Consider the following 16069-nt stretch of genomic DNA (forward strand, 5'->3'; position numbering starts at 1 on the left):
TCTCCTGCGTGGGGGTTGGGGAGGCTCAAGCTACCCGGGAGATCCGGCCGGTGCTAAAGTGCGAAATGACGCTATCTGGTGTTTTCTGCCATGCCGGACGCCCCACGCAGGTACACCGTTGCTCTCCTGACCATGCCGGAGACCACGGCTTCGACGCTGTTCGGCATGTACGACGTGTTCGCCTCCGTCGACCGGGACTGGTCGCTGATTACCCGGGGCGTGCCGGTCGAATCCCCTTTCAGGCCGTTCACCGTCGGCGCCGGGCCGGACGGCTTCTCCATGGCAAACGGTGTGCGGGTGACGCCGGATTGCGCCTTCGACGAGGCGGGCATTCCGGACATCGTCTGCGTGCCCGAGCTCCTGGTCGCGCCGGGCGAGGATATTGCGGGGCGGTTCGCCCGCGAGACGGACTGGCTGAGGACGTGCCATCAGGGAGGCGCCTTCCTGGCGACCGCCTGTTCCGGGGCCCTGCTGCTGGCGGAGGCCGGGCTTCTGGACGGTTGCGATGCCACGACGCACTGGGCGTATTGCGAGGTTCTCGAGAAGCGCTATCCAGGGGTCCGGGTCCATCCCCGCCAGGCCCTGGTTACGGCCGGCGAGGGCCAGCGGATCGTCATGGCCGGCGGCGGCTCGTCCTGGCAGGACCTCGCGCTGTTTCTCGTCGCCCGCACGGTCGGCCTGGAGCGGGCGCTGCAGGTGGCCAAGGTCTTCCTCATCGACTGGCACCATGTCGGCCAGCAGCCCTACGCACTCCTCAGCCGGCATTCCCAGGCAGAGGACCGCGTCATCGCCCGCTGCCAGCAGTGGGTTGCCGAGCACTACGGCGAGCGCCATCCCGTGGCGGCCATGACCCGGCTCGCCGGGTTGTCGGAGCGCTCCTTCAAGCGGCGCTTCCTGAAGGCCACCGGAATGACGCCCATCGCCTACGTGCAGACGCTCCGGCTGGAAGAGGCCAAGCAGTGGCTGGAGACCAGCGACCGGCCCCTGGAGGCGATCGCCGAGGCCGTGGGCTATGAGGACGCCAGCTTTTTCGGTCGCCTGTTCCGCCGCAAGGTCGGCCTAACGCCTGCCCAGTACCGGCGCCGGTTCGGTGCTCTCCGCCGCGCTCTCGCCTCCGGCGAGCCCGTGCTCTCCGCCGCCGGGCGCGGGGATTCCGGCGACCCGCGGATCGCCGCGGCGGGCCGCGGCGATCTGACGGAATGCCGCGATGTGCAGGCAGATCCACAGGGGTACCGCAAAGCACGGGATCAATAGCAGCGGAAACTGCGACAGGGCGGTGGTCGCGACCAGATCATGGCCGCCCGCCAGCAGGGCCCGCGCCAGCAGCCCCGAGCCGACGGCGCCGACGAAGTCGAGCATGCCGAGGGCGTGGAAGCCCCAGAGCCATCGCGAGCGCAGGAAACGGGGATCACGTGCGAGCATGACGGCCACGAACGGCGCCAGCAGGGCGACCAGGATGTCGCCCCACCCGGCGGGGTGCGCGAACACACCGGGCAATCCATCGAAGGCATAGGCGACAAGGAACGCGGCACCCAGGATGCGCAGGCCGTGCACCGCGACCAGCCATACCGGATCGATCGCCAGCACGGAGTCGTTGAACCGCCGCCATCGCAGCAATACCAGGAATACTGCCGGAGGCATGCCGATGGCCAGGAGCGTCGGCAGCGGCGGCTGCCCGACGGGGCGGTGGAAGACACCTTCCAGCCCGAGGCCGATGATCACTGCCAGCCAGGCGAGGACGACCAGGCTGCATCCGAGAATGAAGCCGTACGAGAGGGATGAGCGGCTCTCAGTCATGGGAGACCTCCAAACGGGATCGTGAGACGGCGTGGTGGGTTCGCGATTCAAGTGTGTATATACACATGTCTACCGAAAAAAAGAGGTTCATACGGCGCGGGCAAGTTTTTCCAGCGCGGTTCGGGTGAGCTGCAGGTCATCGTCACCGAGCCGCTGGCGGAGCGTCTCCTGCGCCTTCTCCCAGTAGGGATAGGCCGTAGCCAGTCGTTCGCGGCCTGCCCGGGTCAGCCGGATGGCCCGGGCCCGGCGGATCCCCTCCGGTCCGATCCGGATCAGGCCATCCTTCTCCAGCAGCTGGAGATTGCGTACCACCGTCGTGCGCTCCATGGCCAGCGCCTCCGCGAGCAGGGATACCGACCCGGGCGCGCCCTTGCCGATGGCGACCAGCAGCGTGAACTGCGTGATCTTCAGGCCCGCGGGCCGCAGTGCCTCGTCGTAGACGCGCGTGACCTTGCGCGCCACCATCCGCGCCCGGCGACAGACGCAGTCGGCCGCCACGTGGGCAAGCGCTTCATCCGGGATCTCGTCGCTCATATGGTGTATATACACGTCAATCGTTTGTCGTTCAAGCCCGGGGGCATGTCGCCGATACGGTGGGGCCCGTGCGGCGTACTGCCTTGGCCCGACGCGCCCATTGCGCGACAATCCGTGGCTCGTTGCCTTGCCGGTCTCGGGGGACGCGCCCGGCGGGGCAGTGGAGATGGACCACCAAGGAAAGGATGGATAACCAATGAAGAAACTGTTTCTCGTCAGCATTCTCCTGTTGCTGTCCGGTTGCTCGATCACGCAGAACGTCAACCCCGCGCGCACCGATCGTCCGGTGGACACGATCTACGTCGAGTACAACCGGGACGTGCAGATGAGCGAGATCCACGGCGTGATCGCCGACGAGATCCGGCGCCAGGGCTTCGAGGCGTCGATCTACCGCGGCGAGCGCCCGGAGGAGGCGGTGCACTACTTCACCTTCACGGCCAACTGGGGGTGGGATCTCGCCGTGTACCTGAGCTATTTCCACGGGCAGCTGTTCGAGAACGGCGAGCCGGTGGGGCTGGTCGAGTACGACGCCCGACGGGGCGGCGGCATGGAGAAGTTCGGTCCGACGGAAGAGAAGGTGCGTCCGCTGATCCGTGAGCTGCTCCAGAATCTCTCCCGCGAGTAGCCGAAAAGGCAACGGCAAAGGAAGCGCGTGAAGGCATCGCCGGGGACGGCCGGGGCCCGACTGCCGGGCGAGCGGGCCGCTCTCCTCAGAACCGCTCCACCCAGGGCCGCAGGTCCAGCTCGAACGTCCAGGCGCTGGGGTGCTGGTGGTGCAGGGCCAGGTAGTTCCCGGCGATCTCGTTCGGCTCCAGCAGCGAGTCCGGCCCGCGTTCCCGCAGGAGCTCCTCGTGCCCCTCGGAGCGGATCTGGCCGTCGATGATCACGTGAGCGACGTGGACGCCCTCCGGGCCGAGCTCGCGTGCCAGGCTCTGGGCCAGGGCCCGCAGGGCGAACTTGGGCGACGCCAGGGAGCTGAATCCCGCACCACCCCGCAGTGAGGCCGTGGCCCCGGTGAACAGGATGGTCCCGCGGCCTGCCGTGCTCATGCGCTGTCCGGCCGCCTGCGCGGTGTGCAGTCCCCCGAGGCAGCCGACCCGCCAGCAGCGTTCGAAATCCGCCGGATCCGTCTGCAGCACCGTCGCCCGCCGGAATGCGCCGGCATTGAAGACCACCAGCTCCGGTACACCCAGGGTGTCCACGAAGGCGAACAGCCGCGCGACGCTGTCGGCCGAGGTGACGTCGCAGTTGTGCAGGCGGACCTGGCCGGCGTTCGCGCCGTCCTGCAGCTCCGTGCGGTCCTCCGCATTGCGCGCGGCCGCCACCACCGTCATGCCCTCGCCGGCGCACCGATGCACCAGGGAGGCGCCGAGACCCGGGCCCACTCCGACGATGACCGCAATGGAATCCGCCATGGCTGCCTCCGGCTGTTACCGAGAATCTGGAACCTCGTCTTCATTTGACCGTCCTGGCCGGCTCGTGTAAACCGCGGGGTACCCAGTCGAAGAAATAGGCGAAGCAATGACCCAGGCACTGCTGTTGATCGACGTACAGAACGACTACTTCCCGGGCGGCAACATGGAGCTGGTGGGCATGGACGAGGCCGCGAAGAATGCGCGGGCCGTGCTCGAGCGTTTCCGCGCCGACGATCGCCCCGTGTTCTTCGTCCAGCACCTGTCACAGCGACCCGGGGCCACGTTCTTCGTGCCCGGAACGCCCGGGGTCGAGATCAACGACGCGGTGACGCCGCGGGAGGACGAGCCCGTCATTACCAAGCACTTTCCCAACGCCTTTCGCCAGACGGAGCTGCTGGCCGTGCTGCGCGAGGCGGGAATCGACGAGCTGGTGATCTGCGGGGCCATGACGCAGATGTGTATCGATGCCACCACCCGGGCGGCCTTCGACCTCGGATACGGGTGTACCGTCGCCGAGGACGCGTGCGCAACGCGGGACCTGACGCACAACGGCGAGGTGGTGCCGGCGCGGCAGGTCCAGGCGGCGTTCATGGCGGCGCTGGCCATGCCCTATGCCAGCATCCGCGAGACCGGCATGCTGCTTGCCGGTGACGGCAGGGCGTAGGGCAGCAAGACCGGCGCCCCGGGGCGGGTCCGCGTGTCTCTATCATGATGGTACGCGAGTGTACATAGGGTCGGGGATGCTTATGAATCACGGTGGACAGGCGTGGCTGCTGGCCCTGGCCGCGGGCCTGGCTTCCTCGGGGGTCATGGCCGGCGAGGCCGACGTTGTCGGTGCCGACGTTCGTGCGACCGGTGACGGTACCTATTCCTTCCAGGTCACGGTCCGTCACGAGGACGAGGGCTGGGACCACTATGCCGATCAGTGGCAGGTCCTGGCGCCGGATGGTACCGAGCTGGGGACCCGCACGCTTCACCACCCCCACGTCGACGAGCAGCCGTTCACGCGCTCGCTGCCCGGCGTGGAGATTCCGGAGGAGATCGACTCGGTGCGGATCCGGGCCCGGGATTCAGTGCACGGCCACGGCGGGGCGGAGATGGAGCTGTCGTTGCCCGACCGGGAATGATCCCGGGCTCACAACAGCCACTCGAGCAGCCAGAGGCTCCCCATACCGGTACCCAGGGTAGCCAGCACGCTGCGCGTGCTCCAGGCGACGCCGGCAGCGATGACGCCGGCCAGGAGACGCGTGTTCTCCAGCGTGAAACCCGGCTCGGGGCCGCCGTTGACGATGGCCGGAACGACGATGGCGGCGATCACCGCCGCCGGTACGTAGCGCAGCGTGCGCATGACCGCGTCGGGCAGCGTGCGACCGCCCAGCAGCTGGATGCCCGACAGGCGCAGCAGGAATGTCCCCAGCCCGATGATGCAGATCAGTGCCCAGACCACGCCGGTACTCATTCGGCGCTCCCGCGGCGATGCAGGAGCAGCTCGGCGCTTACGCCGGAGACAACGCCGGTGACCGCGCCGATGGTCAGGCCCAGGTGATACGGGGCGTCGTGGGCGGCCAGCGCGATGCCGCCGCCGGCGATGGCCGCCACGGTGCTGGGCCGGTCACGGATGACGGGGACCAGCAGGACCAGGAACACCAGGGGCAGCGCGAATCCCACCTGCCAGGACGGCGGCACCGCCGACCCCAGCCACACACCGAGGACGGTGGCGAGCAGCCAGATGACCCACAGGGGCAGGGCCGCGCCGAGATAGAACCAGTGCCTGGGGCCGCCCGCCATCTGCCCGTGCTGGAAGTGCGTGATACTGAGGGCGTAGGCCTGGTCCGTGAGCAGGTAGGCCAGCGGCATCTTCCAGTGCACGGGCAGATGACCAAGGTAGGGAGCAATGGATGCGCTGTACATGACCATGCGCAGGTTGATGATCAGCGCCGTGAGCACGACGATCACCGGCAGCGCGCCGTCGGCGATGAGCTGGGCGACCACGAGCTGGGCGGCGCCCGCGAAGATGATCAGCGACATGCCGAAGCCGGTCAGCGGGTCCAGGCCGGCCTCCAGGGCGGCGATGCCCGCGGTCATGCCGAACGGGATGACGCCCGGCAGCATGGGTGCGACGGCGCGCAGACCCTGCCTGAACACCTGCTGTTTCGCCGGTTGAGCGGCCATGAATCCGGGATTCCGTGCTGTAGAGCGGGCAACGGAGTATACCAGCTGAACCATGGATGCGAAGCCGGACGCATCGACGGCACGGCATCGCCCCGTCACCGACAACCCAAGGAGAACGTGGAATGCGCAAGTGGAGCGCGGGACTGATCGCCGCCGCGGCGCTGTTGCTCGGTGCCTGCCAGAGTCATCCGCCGATGCCGACCGTCGACCGGGTCGATCTCGAACGCTACATGGGTGACTGGTACGTGATCGCGCATATCCCGACCTTCCTGGAACGGGACGCTTACAACGCCGTCGAGCGCTACAGCCTCAATGACGACGGCACCATCGATACCGTGTTCACCTTCCGCAAGGGCGGCTTCGACGGCGAGCGCAAGCGCTACAACCCCACGGGCTTCGTGCGCAGCGACGACAACGCCGAGTGGGGCATGCAGTTCCTCTGGCCGTTCAAGGCCGAGTTCCTGGTGATCTATCTGGACGACGACTATCAGCAGACGGTGGTCGGCCGTACGCGGCGGGACTACGTCTGGATCATGGCGCGGCAGCCGGGGATTCCCGAGGCGGACTACCAGCGGATCCTGGGGTTCCTGGACGAGCGCGGCTACGACATCGGGGAGATCCGGCGCGTACCCCAGCGATGGGACGACGCCGACGGGATTTCCGGTCCCTGATGCATGGCGGTCCGGGAGGCGGTGATCTATTCTGATAGTCACGGCGCTCAACTCTCGCGGGCGCCTGCTCCTGCTGCCGTGACCACCCTGTTTCGGCCCGTACGCACGCCATGCGCGGGCCACCGGAGACCAACCATGTTGACCTACGAAGACTGCCTGGCCATGACCGATCTGACCGAGGAAGAGGTCGAGGCCATCGCCGAGCACGAGCACTGCCCCGAGATGCGCGCCCTGGAAGTCGGGCACTACCTGGTCCAGGCGCCGGACGGGCGGCCCCGCATCCGGCGCATGATCGTCGAGGATATCGCCATGGCCCGGGCGCGCGGCAACGTCCGGCACGCGGAGAAGCTGAACCTCGTCCTCCAGCGGTTCTGCGACAAGTATCCGGAGGCGCGGGAGGGCGACCAGGCATGACCCCGCCGGAGCCGGGCGCGTCAGCCGCCCGGCTCCGTACCCAGCTCCCGGTGGGCCTCGCGCAGCTTGTATTTCATCAGCTTGCCGGACGGCGTGCGCGGCAGCTCGTCGCTGAAGACCACGTGCCGCGGGCACTTGTATCCCGCCAGGGACTGCCGGCAGTGGGCGATGACATCGCCTTCGGTAACCGTCGCGCCCTCGACGGGCACGATGACCGCGCAGACCGCCTCGATGAGGCGGGCGTCGGGCACCGCCACCACGGCGGCCTCGCGCACTCCCTCGTGGCGCATGAGAATATCCTCCACCTCGGCGGGATAGACGTTCTCCCCGCCGGTGCGGATCATGTCCTTCTTGCGCCCGGCGATGCACAGCAATCCCTCATCGGTGAGCCGGCCCAGGTCCCCGGTGCGGCACCAGCCGTCGACGAAGGTCTCGGCGCTGGCATCCGGGCGTTGCCAGTAGCGGTCGCAGACCACCGGGCTGCGGATCCAGACCTCGCCCTGCTCGCCGGGGCCCGCCATGGTGCCGTCGTCGTTGCGCAGGGAGATCTCCGTGAACGGCATGGGACGCCCCACGCTGTCCGGGTGCGCAAGGGTCTCGGCGCCGGTGGACGCGGCCGCGATGGGCGTGCCCTCGGTGAGCCCGTAGACCTGGTTGATCTCGATCCAGGGGTAGCGCTCCTGCAGCACCCGGGTGGCCCAGGGCAGCAGCGGGTCACCGCCGGAGACGAAGCGGCGCACGCTGGCGAGGTCGTAGCGGCCGGCCTCGTCGGCGTCCAAGTGCGCCAGCTCGTAGATCATGAACGGGAACAGGAACAGATCCGTGACCCCGTGGTGGCCGACGATGTCCAGCACCCTGCGGATGTCGAAGCCGCCGCTGCGCAGGACGACGGCGTGGCCGCCGACGGCCAGGGCCGCGCTGGCCACGTCCTCCACCGCACCCACGTGGTACATGGGGCCGGTGGTCATGGCCACGGTGCTCTCGTCCAGCTGCCACTGCATCGCCTGCATGGCGGTGAACCAGAGGGTATTGGCGTGGTTCCACAGGGCGCCCTTGGGACGGCCGGTGGTGCCGGAGGTATACATCAGCATGGCGGGATCCGACGGGCCGGGCCGGGCACAGCCCGGCTCGGCGCCGGACGCCCCGGCGAGCACCGAGCCGGGCTCCGCCCAGTCCGGAACTGTGCTGTCCTCGTCCGGCAACGCGATCCAGTGCGTGACCGCGAGGTTGTCGCGGATGGAGGCCAGCGTGGGCGCCAGGCTCGCGTGAAAGCACACCACCTTGCAGTCGGAGTCGGAGATGGCGAAATCCAGCTCCTCGGCGGTGAGGCGGAAGTTCAGCCGCACCGCGATGGCGCCGATGCGCGCCGCGCCCAGGTAGACGGCCCAGTACTCCAGGGCGTTGTACAGCAGTACGCCGACACGGTCACCGGCGCCGACGCCGCGCTCCAGCAGGGCGTTGGCGCAGGCGTTGACGCGGCGGTGCAGGGTGTCGTGGTCCCAGGTCTCGCCGTGCTCGAAGGATACGGCCGGGGCCGTGCCCGGGACGCGGCGGCAGGGCCACTGGCTGCGGCGGGGCAGAAATCCGATGTCCATGCGGGCTCCTCCTCGTGTCGTTTCCTGTGTATGGCGCGGGCGGGGAGCGGTCACAGCGCCTTGAAGGCGTTGAGGTGGAACGCCGTCGCCGCCGCCACCTCGTCGATGCCCGGTTCCGCCGGTTCCGGGGCCTCGCCGCCGGCGAGCACGCCGAGCACCGAGTGAACACCCCGGGCCAGGGATTCCAGGTGGTAGCCGCCTTCCAGGACCAGGGCCAGACGGCCCTGGCAGTGCTGGTCCGCGAGTCTCTGCACGATCCCCGTGAGCGCGGCGAGCCCGTCGTAACTCATGTTCAGGCACAGGTCCAGCCGGTGGGGATCGAAACCGGCGGAGACCAGGATCAGGTCGGGCCGGAACCAGTCCGCCGCCGGCACCAGGATCTCCTCGAAGGCCTTGATCACGGCCTGGTCTCCGGCCCCGGCGGGCAGCGGCACGTTGACGGTGGTGCCTTCGCCCAGGCCGGCGCCGATCTCCTCCAGGTCCCCCGAGCCCGGGTAGAACGGGCTGGCGCGGTGCGTGTCGAAGAACAGCACGTCCGGGGAGGCCCAGAAGATGTCCTGGGTGCCGTTGCCGTGGTGGGCATCCCAGTCGACGATGAGCACCCGCTCGCAGCCCAGCTCGGCCTGCGCGTGGGCCGCGGCAACGGCGACGTTGTTGAACAGGCAGAACCCCCGCGCCCGAGCTGTTTCCGCATGGTGCCCGGGCGGGCGGCAGAGGGCGAATGCGTGCTGCGAGCGGCCGGTGACCACCGCCTCGACGGCAAGAATGGCTGCCCCAGCGGCGACCTCGGCGGCTTCCAGGCTGCCGGGGGAGATGGCCGTGGTGTCCACGTCCAGCCAGGCGTGCTGGCCGCGGAGCTTGTTGACGTCGCGCAGGTGCGTGGCGGTGTGCACGCGCCCGAGCTCCTCCCGGGACGCCGGGCGGGCCGACTGGAACCGCGTCCCGGGCACCGGTTCCTGATCGAGAAGCGTGGTGATCGCCGCCAGGCGGCCGGGATGTTCCGGGTAGTTCCACTGGACCGCGAGCCCGGCGAGGATCTCGCGAACCCGGCGATCCAGCCGTCCCGGCAGGTAGGGGTCGGACGCGGCCGGATTGTGAGCGAGCATGCGCTCGTCATGAATGACCAGAACGTCCCGGTCTCCTCGCATCTGGGTGGCTCCTCCGTACGATCAGGCGTTGTCAGGGGTCATGCCGCGTCCCGTCCGGAACGGCGCCCCCGGGCCTTGTGCTTGTGCGCACTGGCATGCCGTGCCAGCAGTTTCGCATAGAAGTGGCGGACTTCGCGGGCGAACGGCTCGATATCGTAGCCCCGGGCGAACCCGCGGGCGTTGGCCGCGAGCTCCGCCCGGCGGGCCGGGTCATCCAGCAGCTCGCGCAGGCAGGCGCAGAATCGGTCCACGTTCTCGGGCGTCTTGTAGCCGGTGCGCCCGTGCTGGACGACGTCGTCGATGCCGCTGGAGCGAACGGCGACGATGGGCAGTCCTGCCGCCATGGCCTCCAGGATGACCATTCCCTGGGTTTCCGACTTGGAGGTGAACACGAAGGCGTCGCCCAGGTGATAGTACGCCGCCATGTCCTCCTGGGGGACGGCCCCCACGAGGATGACCGTATCGCCGAGCCCCAGGCTGTCGATGCGCTCCTGCAGGCGCTCACGCTCGTGGCCGTCGCCGATGATGAGCAGGCGGAACGCCCGGTCGCTGCTGCGGCGCAGGGCGGCGATGGCATCGAGCATGAAATCGACGTTCTTCTCGCGGCTCAGGCGGGAGGCGCTGACGAAGATGGTGGCGTCGTCGCCGGCGTAATGTTTCCGCAGCTCCTCGACACGCTGCGGGTCCGCATCCCGGAACCGCCGGTAGTCGATCCCCGTGGGCTGGATGAGGATCTCGCAGCGCACGCCTACGGCCCGCAGGTACTCCTCCGCGGAGATGGTCGGGACGATCACGCCGTCGCACTTGTTCGAGAACCGCCGGATGAGCCAGTGGGAGAGCAGGTTGCGGAACAGGCGGCTGGGCAGCGGCACGTAGTGCGCGTAGTGCTCCAGGCGGGTGTGGTAGGTGTAGACCACGGGCACGCGCAGTCGTCTGGCGAACCACAGTCCCAGCGATCCCAGCCAGAACGGGTGATGGACGTGGACGATCTCCGGCGCAAAGGCCCGCAGCTTCCTCCACGTGCCCCGGACCAGCGGGTTGGCCACCCGGAACTCGCCCTGCTGCCCGAACGCCAGCGGGGCCGGCAGGCGCAGCTCGTCCTCGCCGCCCGGCGCATCGCGCCCGTAGGCGGGGGCGACCACGAGAACGCGGGAACCCTGGGCCCGAAGGCCCCGGCGCAACCGGTCGATGGAGATCGGCACCCCCCCGATGAACGGCAGGTAATTGTTGGTGAACATGGCCACGCGCAAGGGCTGTTCCAGGTAGGCCGCCGGGTCGATGTCGTAGTCCCGGTAGTAGTCGCGCTCGACGAAGATCAGTCCGTAGAGCTTGATCACCACCAGCGCCAGCGCCGAGACCAGGAGAAGGAAATTCAGGTAGCCGGCGTAGAACAGCGAGTGGATGAAGAACCAGAGGCTCTCCAGGGTCTTGAACACCGGGTATTGCCCGATGTCGAGCTCCTCCACGGCAATGTCCAGCTCGTCGCCGGCCACCGCGACCCGGACGTAGTGGTAGAAGCTGCGATCATTGTTCATGACCAGGCCGCCGGCGCCGCCGGTGGTGATGTAGTGCGTCCCGCGCACCTGCTGGTGATCGTAGAGCGGCCGGTTGGCGGAGAACACCGCGTCCACCTCGTGGGCGGCCATCAGCTCCATGAAACGGGTGCGGAACGCCTCGTTGTCGCGGTAGTAGTCATCGTCGTCGAACCACGTGGCCTCCGGCGCGGTGAGCGGGGGATGGCTGATGAAGACGAACGTATGCGGGGCGTCGCTGCCGGCGAGCTCATCCTCGAGCCAGCGCAGCTGCCAGGACAAGGGGGTCTTGCCCGTGCTGTCCAGGAAAATGAACTGGGCGTTGCCGGCGGAGAAGGCATAGAAATACGGCCCGAAATGCTCGTAGAAGCGGAAGCTGCCGAACTCCGACTGCTCGTGCTCACCGAATGTCAGCAGGTAGGGCATGGACAGCCGCCCGAGGGTACGGTACAGGGCCCGGTACTTGTCTTCGCCGCCGCCGCTGACGGCGTTCCCGGCGGAGACGAGAAAATCCGCGTCGGACAGGTTGATCAGGGGGATCATGCGCCTCTCGAAGATCCCCACGGAGTTATTGATATTGCCCACCACCGCGAAGCGGAACGACCGCTGACCATCCAGGCGGCCCTGGATGGTATCGACCTGCTCGGCATGAACGGCCTGGAAATCCGGCTCCACGAAGTTCAGGTAGGCCTTGTAGCCGAGCAGGAACACCAGGGAGGCCAGCGCCACGTAGAACGCCACCTTGAGGCCCCGCTGCCTATTCATGGGTCGCTTCCCGTGTCCTGCGCACCATGCCGCCGACGAGGAGCGCCAGGCCGATCGCCATTCCCAGGTAGATGGTCAGGGCGCGCCAGGCGACGGTAACCAGAAGCAGATGCTGAGGCGCGACGATGGTCGCGAAGAAATGGCCGAATACACCTTCCGCGATACCGGATGCCCCCGGCGTGGGCGAGAAGTACATGATGAATGTTGTCACGACCAGCAGACCGACGACGGTAGGGTACTCGACACGGTATTCGAGCCCCCAGAGTAGCAGAGCCGGGAACGAGAACAGGCTGAGGAGGAAGACCGCGGTGCAGAGCACCGACAGGCTCACGTAGGCCGGATGCCCCCGCACGTAGCGGGCGAAGCTCCGGGAGAAGCGGCTCAGTTCCCGCTTCAGGTGGTGGGCCCAGCGCCGCGCCCGGGGCAGGCTGATGATTCCGGTTCGCCGCAGGATGGCGATGAACGCCAGCGCCGGCGTCGCCAGCCATCGACTGCGTAGCAGCACCACCGCGAACCCGCCGAGGTAGAGGGCGATGAACAGGGCGATGTAGATATCGACACGGGCACCGAGCCGCTCCAGCCCGGTGTTGCTGATCCCCAGCAGCGCGACGGGCGTGGCGGCGAAGATCAGCACGACGGCGAGTGCCGTGCGAATGGTGGTGGCCGCGGTGGCTACGCCCACGGGCACGCCCATCTGGCGGAGATACCAGATCTGGGCGAAGCCGCCGCCGGTTGCCAGGGGCGTGATGTTGGAGAAGAAGATGTTGACGAAGACCAGCCGTACCATGCCCCGCGGCGCCACGCGGTAGCCCAGCGCCCGCAGCGTGAAGTACAGCCGCAGGCCGTCGGCGCTGAAGTACACCGCCAGGAGCACGGCAAGGGAGCCTGCCAGGGGCCAGGACAGCAGCCGCTCGTCGAAGGTCAGGGATTGCCGGGCGACGCCGTGGTAGACGGTGTAGATTCCCGCGCCGCTGAGCAGAAGGAACAGCCCGGAGAAAGCGAGCAGTCGAGCCGGCGAGACCAGGGTGCCCAGGGCGGGACGCTGCAGCCGCGGCACGGGGTACTAGTAGCCTGTTCCGCTGGGCGGCAGAACACGCTCTTCGGTGACGAGCCGGTCCACGGGATGATCGTGGGTTTCCACCGGCACCTCGGGCACGATCTGGAGCTCGAATGCCACGGCAATGCTCGTGCCCACGGTGTTCGCCGCGAGCCAGCGGTCATAGTAGCCCCGGCCGTGACCCAGCCGGGCCCGTCGCTCGGTGAAAGCGACACCGGGAATGATGGCCACATCGAACGGGCCCGGTGCCGATTCCGTGCTGCGGGGTGCGAGAATGCCCCACTGGCCCGCCTCCAGATCGTCCCAGCCGGCCATGGGCACGGCCTGGATGGAGGTGCGGTCCATGATGCGCGGCACCGCCACCCGCCGGCCGTCGTGGAGGAGGGCATCGATGAACGGGTGGGTATCCACCTCGCTTCCGAAGGACACGAAAACGAACAGTGAGCGGGCCTGCCGGACTTCCGGGAGCTCCAGCAGGCGACTGCAGATTCGCGCACTGGCCTGGCGGTGCCGCCCGGCCGTCATGCGATCGCGCCGCTCCAGTGTCGTCTCCCGGATCTGGCGCTTGCGTTCTCGAATGGTGGCGGTGTCCGGCATGACGCGTGTTGTAGCCCATGCCGGGGGCATGGTGCAAGGCCAAGGGGACACTGAACCGTTTCCGCGTGCTTGTGCGCTGCTCGGCCGCAAGCGCGCGAGCGGTTCAGTGTTTCCTCAACGTTCCAGGTGAGGAAGCTTGTTCGCTACGCCATCCCACTCCTCGGCATCGGCGGGCGGATCCTTCTTTTCCGTGATGACCGGCCACTTCTGCGCAAGCTCCGCATTGAGCTCCAGGAAATGAGACTGATCGTCCGGCAGGTCGTCCTCGGCGTAGATGGCTTCGGCCGGGCACTCCGGCTCGCACAGGGTGCAGTCGATGCACTCGTCCGGATCGATGGCCAGGAAGTTCGGCCCCTCGTGGAAGCAGTCCACGGGGCAGACCTCGACACAGTCCGTGTACTTGCACTTGATGCAGTTGTCGGTGACGACGTAGGTCATCTCGGTCTCCAGCGAGACGGGGATCGGTGTTCGTTGCGGTGTAATAATGTATGATAGATCCATGTTAGCGTCAAAAACGCACTAGAAATTCTACATCATCAAGAGCTTACGCGCTTGTCCCTGAGGCTCGATTCGGCCCCGTACCAGGGTTATGCTAGGTGTCTGGCTGGTTGAACGCCGCTTACAGAAAGTGCGCCCGCACCGCCTCAGAGCTGCCAGAGTGGCAGCGCTTGACAGAGAGCCCTTCTACTGTACGTTCAGCTTCACCTTCAAAGCGCGAGGGTGACGGCGATGATAACGAACGGAGAAGCGAAGCGGCACTTCTTACACGTGATCCACGGAAAGGTCGTGGAGCGTATGGAGGAGGAGGAGGGAAAGGTTCAAGAGGGGGAGAAGGAGCGCGACCCTCACAGCGACCACAACGTTGCCGACCTTGGTCGATTGTACGCCCACGTAGCCGCGATGCCCGAAGGCCACATACTCTTCAGCGCATGGGCCAAGGCTTGGGACTTGGTTGGTTACGAAATGTTGCTGCCAGAAAATACGACTAACCCCGCGCCCTTCGCCGGCGTGCGTGTGGAGCTTGGAGGGTACCGCGAAGCCGCCGGCGCGGGAGAAGAGGATCGCATTGTCTTTCTCCGTATACTTGTCTACCTGATGATTTGGTTCGCCACAGGCAAAGAGCTTTGGGCTAAGGCGTACCTTGAGGTCTGGAAGAAAGACCCCTTACAGGTGCCAGGCGGGTAGGTCGAACGACAGGTGCAGGTAGCGGCCTTGGTTGAAGGTCATGCCCCAGCTCAGGCGGTAGGTGTCCTGGGGCTAGAACGCCGTTGGGCTGATAAAGAAGTCGCCGTTACTGCCGTATCCAATCCTAAACGCCAACTGATCACCAGGGCGTGTATCCGCCCTAACCTCCGTCAATGCGCCGCCGCACGGACTGGGGTTTGCGCTGAGTATATGAATGTCCTTACTCAGCTGAAGGCGCAGCTTTTCGGATGGCCTGATATCGGCTACGGGGTCAGCATTGACAAACACCCGGGTCGAGCACGCACCACCCATAATCCCGCTATCCCGTTTCACTATAACTTGTACAGTGTCGTCGCTCCGTTCCAAGAACGAGTTGTCGATTATTCGATCCGAGGGCACTGGTGTTGCTTCTGTATGCGGCACGGGGCGCGTTGCACATGCAGACAAGAAGACAACCGCCAACAGCAGCATGACCGGCCGAATCATCATCGACGCTCCCCCAAAGGCCCAAAACTTACGGTCGAGTGTGATCAAGCATAGGTTTGATCACAAGAGGCGGCATCAGCCAGTGCGCTTGGTGGGCCGGCGCTTCTGGCCGAAGTTCTCGCGCATGGTGCGGTCAGCGTGGCCTTCGCCGAACATGCGCTGCACCTCATCCCTGACAAACAGCCGCACGCGACGCTCGCCGTTCGCGTCCCGGTCTTCCTGCGCTTCAATGGGCTCGCCGCTGCGGCGCTGATCGTAGACTTCAACAATCTGATCGCCGCCGCCGATCCCCGCCGCCTGCACGCCCAGCTCGCCGCCGCTGCCCCGCGTCAGGGGCAGTATGGCCTCCGGGCCGGCCTCGCCCATCAGCCCGACACCGTTGGCGAAGGCGAAGGTGGTGGGCGTATTCACCACGCCGCCCTTGGCAAACGCCATGAGGCCCGAGCGGTCGAAGGCGTTGCCCTTGGCGCTCTGCTGCATGTTCACGCTCGCGGCGACACCTTCAAAGCCGCCGCCGCTGCTGCCCGTGAGGCTGCCGCTGATCGACTGCGCGAGCTGCTCCACCACCATGAGGCGAAACAGCTCGTTGATGACCTCCTGTATCGCATCAAGCGCGGCCTCTCTGAACGACACCCACGCGCTCTCGCCGTCGCGCAGCCCTTCCGTGAAGCGCTCGAAGGTGCGCTGGGCGCCGCTCTCGA

Annotated in this window: 18 protein-coding genes and 1 pseudogene; 7 read left to right on the forward strand and 12 right to left on the reverse strand. The window is 67.2% G+C overall.

The features are described 5' to 3' along the window. Positions 1-90 precede the first annotated feature (90 nt). Positions 91-1254 (forward strand): GlxA family transcriptional regulator, encoded by a 1164-nt coding sequence (locus QWY84_RS17650; protein WP_290204227.1) that lies wholly within the window; start codon positions 91-93, stop codon positions 1252-1254. Here QWY84_RS17650 and QWY84_RS20210 read toward each other — a convergent pair. Further along, positions 1249-1797: pseudogene (locus QWY84_RS20210) on the reverse strand (DUF8737 domain-containing protein); the annotation flags it as partial. The gene QWY84_RS17650 and the pseudogene QWY84_RS20210 overlap by 6 nt on opposite strands. Positions 1798-1884: 87 nt before the next feature. Beyond that, positions 1885-2331 (reverse strand): MarR family winged helix-turn-helix transcriptional regulator, encoded by a 447-nt coding sequence (locus tag QWY84_RS17655; RefSeq protein ID WP_290204228.1) that lies wholly within the window; start codon positions 2329-2331, stop codon positions 1885-1887. A gap of 196 nt (positions 2332-2527) precedes the next feature. Between QWY84_RS17655 and QWY84_RS17660 the strand changes: the two genes are divergently transcribed. Further along, a complete protein-coding gene (locus QWY84_RS17660) occupies positions 2528-2956 on the forward strand; it encodes an Sbal_3080 family lipoprotein (RefSeq protein ID WP_290204229.1) in 429 nt (142 codons plus the stop codon). 85 nt (positions 2957-3041) lie between these two features. Here QWY84_RS17660 and QWY84_RS17665 read toward each other — a convergent pair whose 3' ends face one another. Beyond that, a complete protein-coding gene (locus QWY84_RS17665) occupies positions 3042-3746 on the reverse strand; it encodes an SDR family NAD(P)-dependent oxidoreductase (protein ID WP_290204230.1) in 705 nt (234 codons plus the stop codon). A 106-nt stretch (positions 3747-3852) separates the two neighbouring features. On the opposite strand from QWY84_RS17665, the gene QWY84_RS17670 reads away from it, so the two are divergent. Together QWY84_RS17670 and QWY84_RS17675 are read left to right on the forward strand one after the other, a co-directional pair. Next, positions 3853-4410, forward strand: coding sequence for a cysteine hydrolase family protein (locus QWY84_RS17670; protein WP_290204231.1), 558 nt, complete (start codon positions 3853-3855; stop codon positions 4408-4410). 82 nt (positions 4411-4492) lie between these two features. Beyond that, positions 4493-4873 carry a hypothetical protein gene (locus tag QWY84_RS17675; protein WP_290204232.1) on the forward strand — a complete coding sequence of 127 codons (381 nt, stop codon included), beginning with the start codon at positions 4493-4495 and terminating at the stop codon, positions 4871-4873. A gap of 8 nt (positions 4874-4881) precedes the next feature. Here the strand turns inward: QWY84_RS17675 and QWY84_RS17680 are convergent, their stop codons facing one another. Together QWY84_RS17680 and QWY84_RS17685 are read right to left on the reverse strand one after the other, a co-directional pair. Next, entirely contained in the window at positions 4882-5205 is a 324-nt protein-coding gene (locus QWY84_RS17680; RefSeq protein WP_290204233.1) for an AzlD domain-containing protein, read from the reverse strand. Beyond that, complete coding sequence (locus tag QWY84_RS17685) at positions 5202-5918, reverse strand: AzlC family ABC transporter permease (RefSeq protein WP_290204234.1); 717 nt, start codon at positions 5916-5918, stop codon at positions 5202-5204. The genes QWY84_RS17680 and QWY84_RS17685 overlap by 4 nt, the downstream gene beginning before the upstream one ends. A gap of 122 nt (positions 5919-6040) precedes the next feature. On the opposite strand from QWY84_RS17685, the gene QWY84_RS17690 reads away from it, so the two are divergent. Then, the gene (locus tag QWY84_RS17690) at positions 6041-6589 is read left to right on the forward strand and encodes a lipocalin family protein (protein ID WP_353959910.1); all 549 of its coding nucleotides are present in this window, start codon (positions 6041-6043) and stop codon (positions 6587-6589) included. 135 nt (positions 6590-6724) lie between these two features. Next, a complete protein-coding gene (locus tag QWY84_RS17695) occupies positions 6725-7003 on the forward strand; it encodes a hypothetical protein (protein ID WP_290204235.1) in 279 nt (92 codons plus the stop codon). A gap of 20 nt (positions 7004-7023) precedes the next feature. On the opposite strand, the gene QWY84_RS17700 is transcribed toward QWY84_RS17695, so the two are convergent. From QWY84_RS17700 to fdxA, 6 genes are all read right to left on the reverse strand, one after another. Continuing rightward, positions 7024-8598: a class I adenylate-forming enzyme family protein gene (locus tag QWY84_RS17700; protein WP_290204236.1), complete on the reverse strand. Its 1575-nt coding sequence runs from the start codon at positions 8596-8598 to the stop codon at positions 7024-7026. Between the two features lie 50 nt (positions 8599-8648). Beyond that, entirely contained in the window at positions 8649-9746 is a 1098-nt protein-coding gene (locus QWY84_RS17705) for a histone deacetylase family protein (protein WP_290204237.1), read from the reverse strand. 38 nt (positions 9747-9784) lie between these two features. Continuing rightward, positions 9785-12043, reverse strand: coding sequence for a glycosyltransferase (locus QWY84_RS17710; RefSeq protein ID WP_290204238.1), 2259 nt, complete (start codon positions 12041-12043; stop codon positions 9785-9787). Further along, positions 12036-13100: a lysylphosphatidylglycerol synthase transmembrane domain-containing protein gene (locus QWY84_RS17715; RefSeq protein WP_290204239.1), complete on the reverse strand. Its 1065-nt coding sequence runs from the start codon at positions 13098-13100 to the stop codon at positions 12036-12038. The genes QWY84_RS17710 and QWY84_RS17715 overlap by 8 nt, the downstream gene beginning before the upstream one ends. 6 nt (positions 13101-13106) lie before the next feature. Next, positions 13107-13697, reverse strand: a complete 591-nt coding sequence (locus tag QWY84_RS17720) for a 5-formyltetrahydrofolate cyclo-ligase (protein ID WP_290204240.1) — start codon at positions 13695-13697, stop codon at positions 13107-13109. A 114-nt stretch (positions 13698-13811) separates the two neighbouring features. Beyond that, positions 13812-14135 (reverse strand): ferredoxin FdxA, encoded by a 324-nt coding sequence (gene fdxA / locus QWY84_RS17725; RefSeq protein WP_290204241.1) that lies wholly within the window; start codon positions 14133-14135, stop codon positions 13812-13814. Between the two features lie 291 nt (positions 14136-14426). On the opposite strand from fdxA, the gene QWY84_RS17730 reads away from it, so the two are divergent. Continuing rightward, positions 14427-14882, forward strand: coding sequence for a hypothetical protein (locus QWY84_RS17730; RefSeq protein WP_290204242.1), 456 nt, complete (start codon positions 14427-14429; stop codon positions 14880-14882). 561 nt (positions 14883-15443) lie between these two features. Here the strand turns inward: QWY84_RS17730 and QWY84_RS17735 are convergent. After that, the coding region (locus QWY84_RS17735) for a phage tail tape measure protein (RefSeq protein ID WP_290204243.1) at positions 15444-16069 on the reverse strand (626 nt) is incomplete at its 5' end.

This window comes from Aquisalimonas lutea, from assembly GCF_030409225.1.
GTDB classification, from domain to species: domain Bacteria; phylum Pseudomonadota; class Gammaproteobacteria; order Nitrococcales; family Aquisalimonadaceae; genus Aquisalimonas; species Aquisalimonas lutea.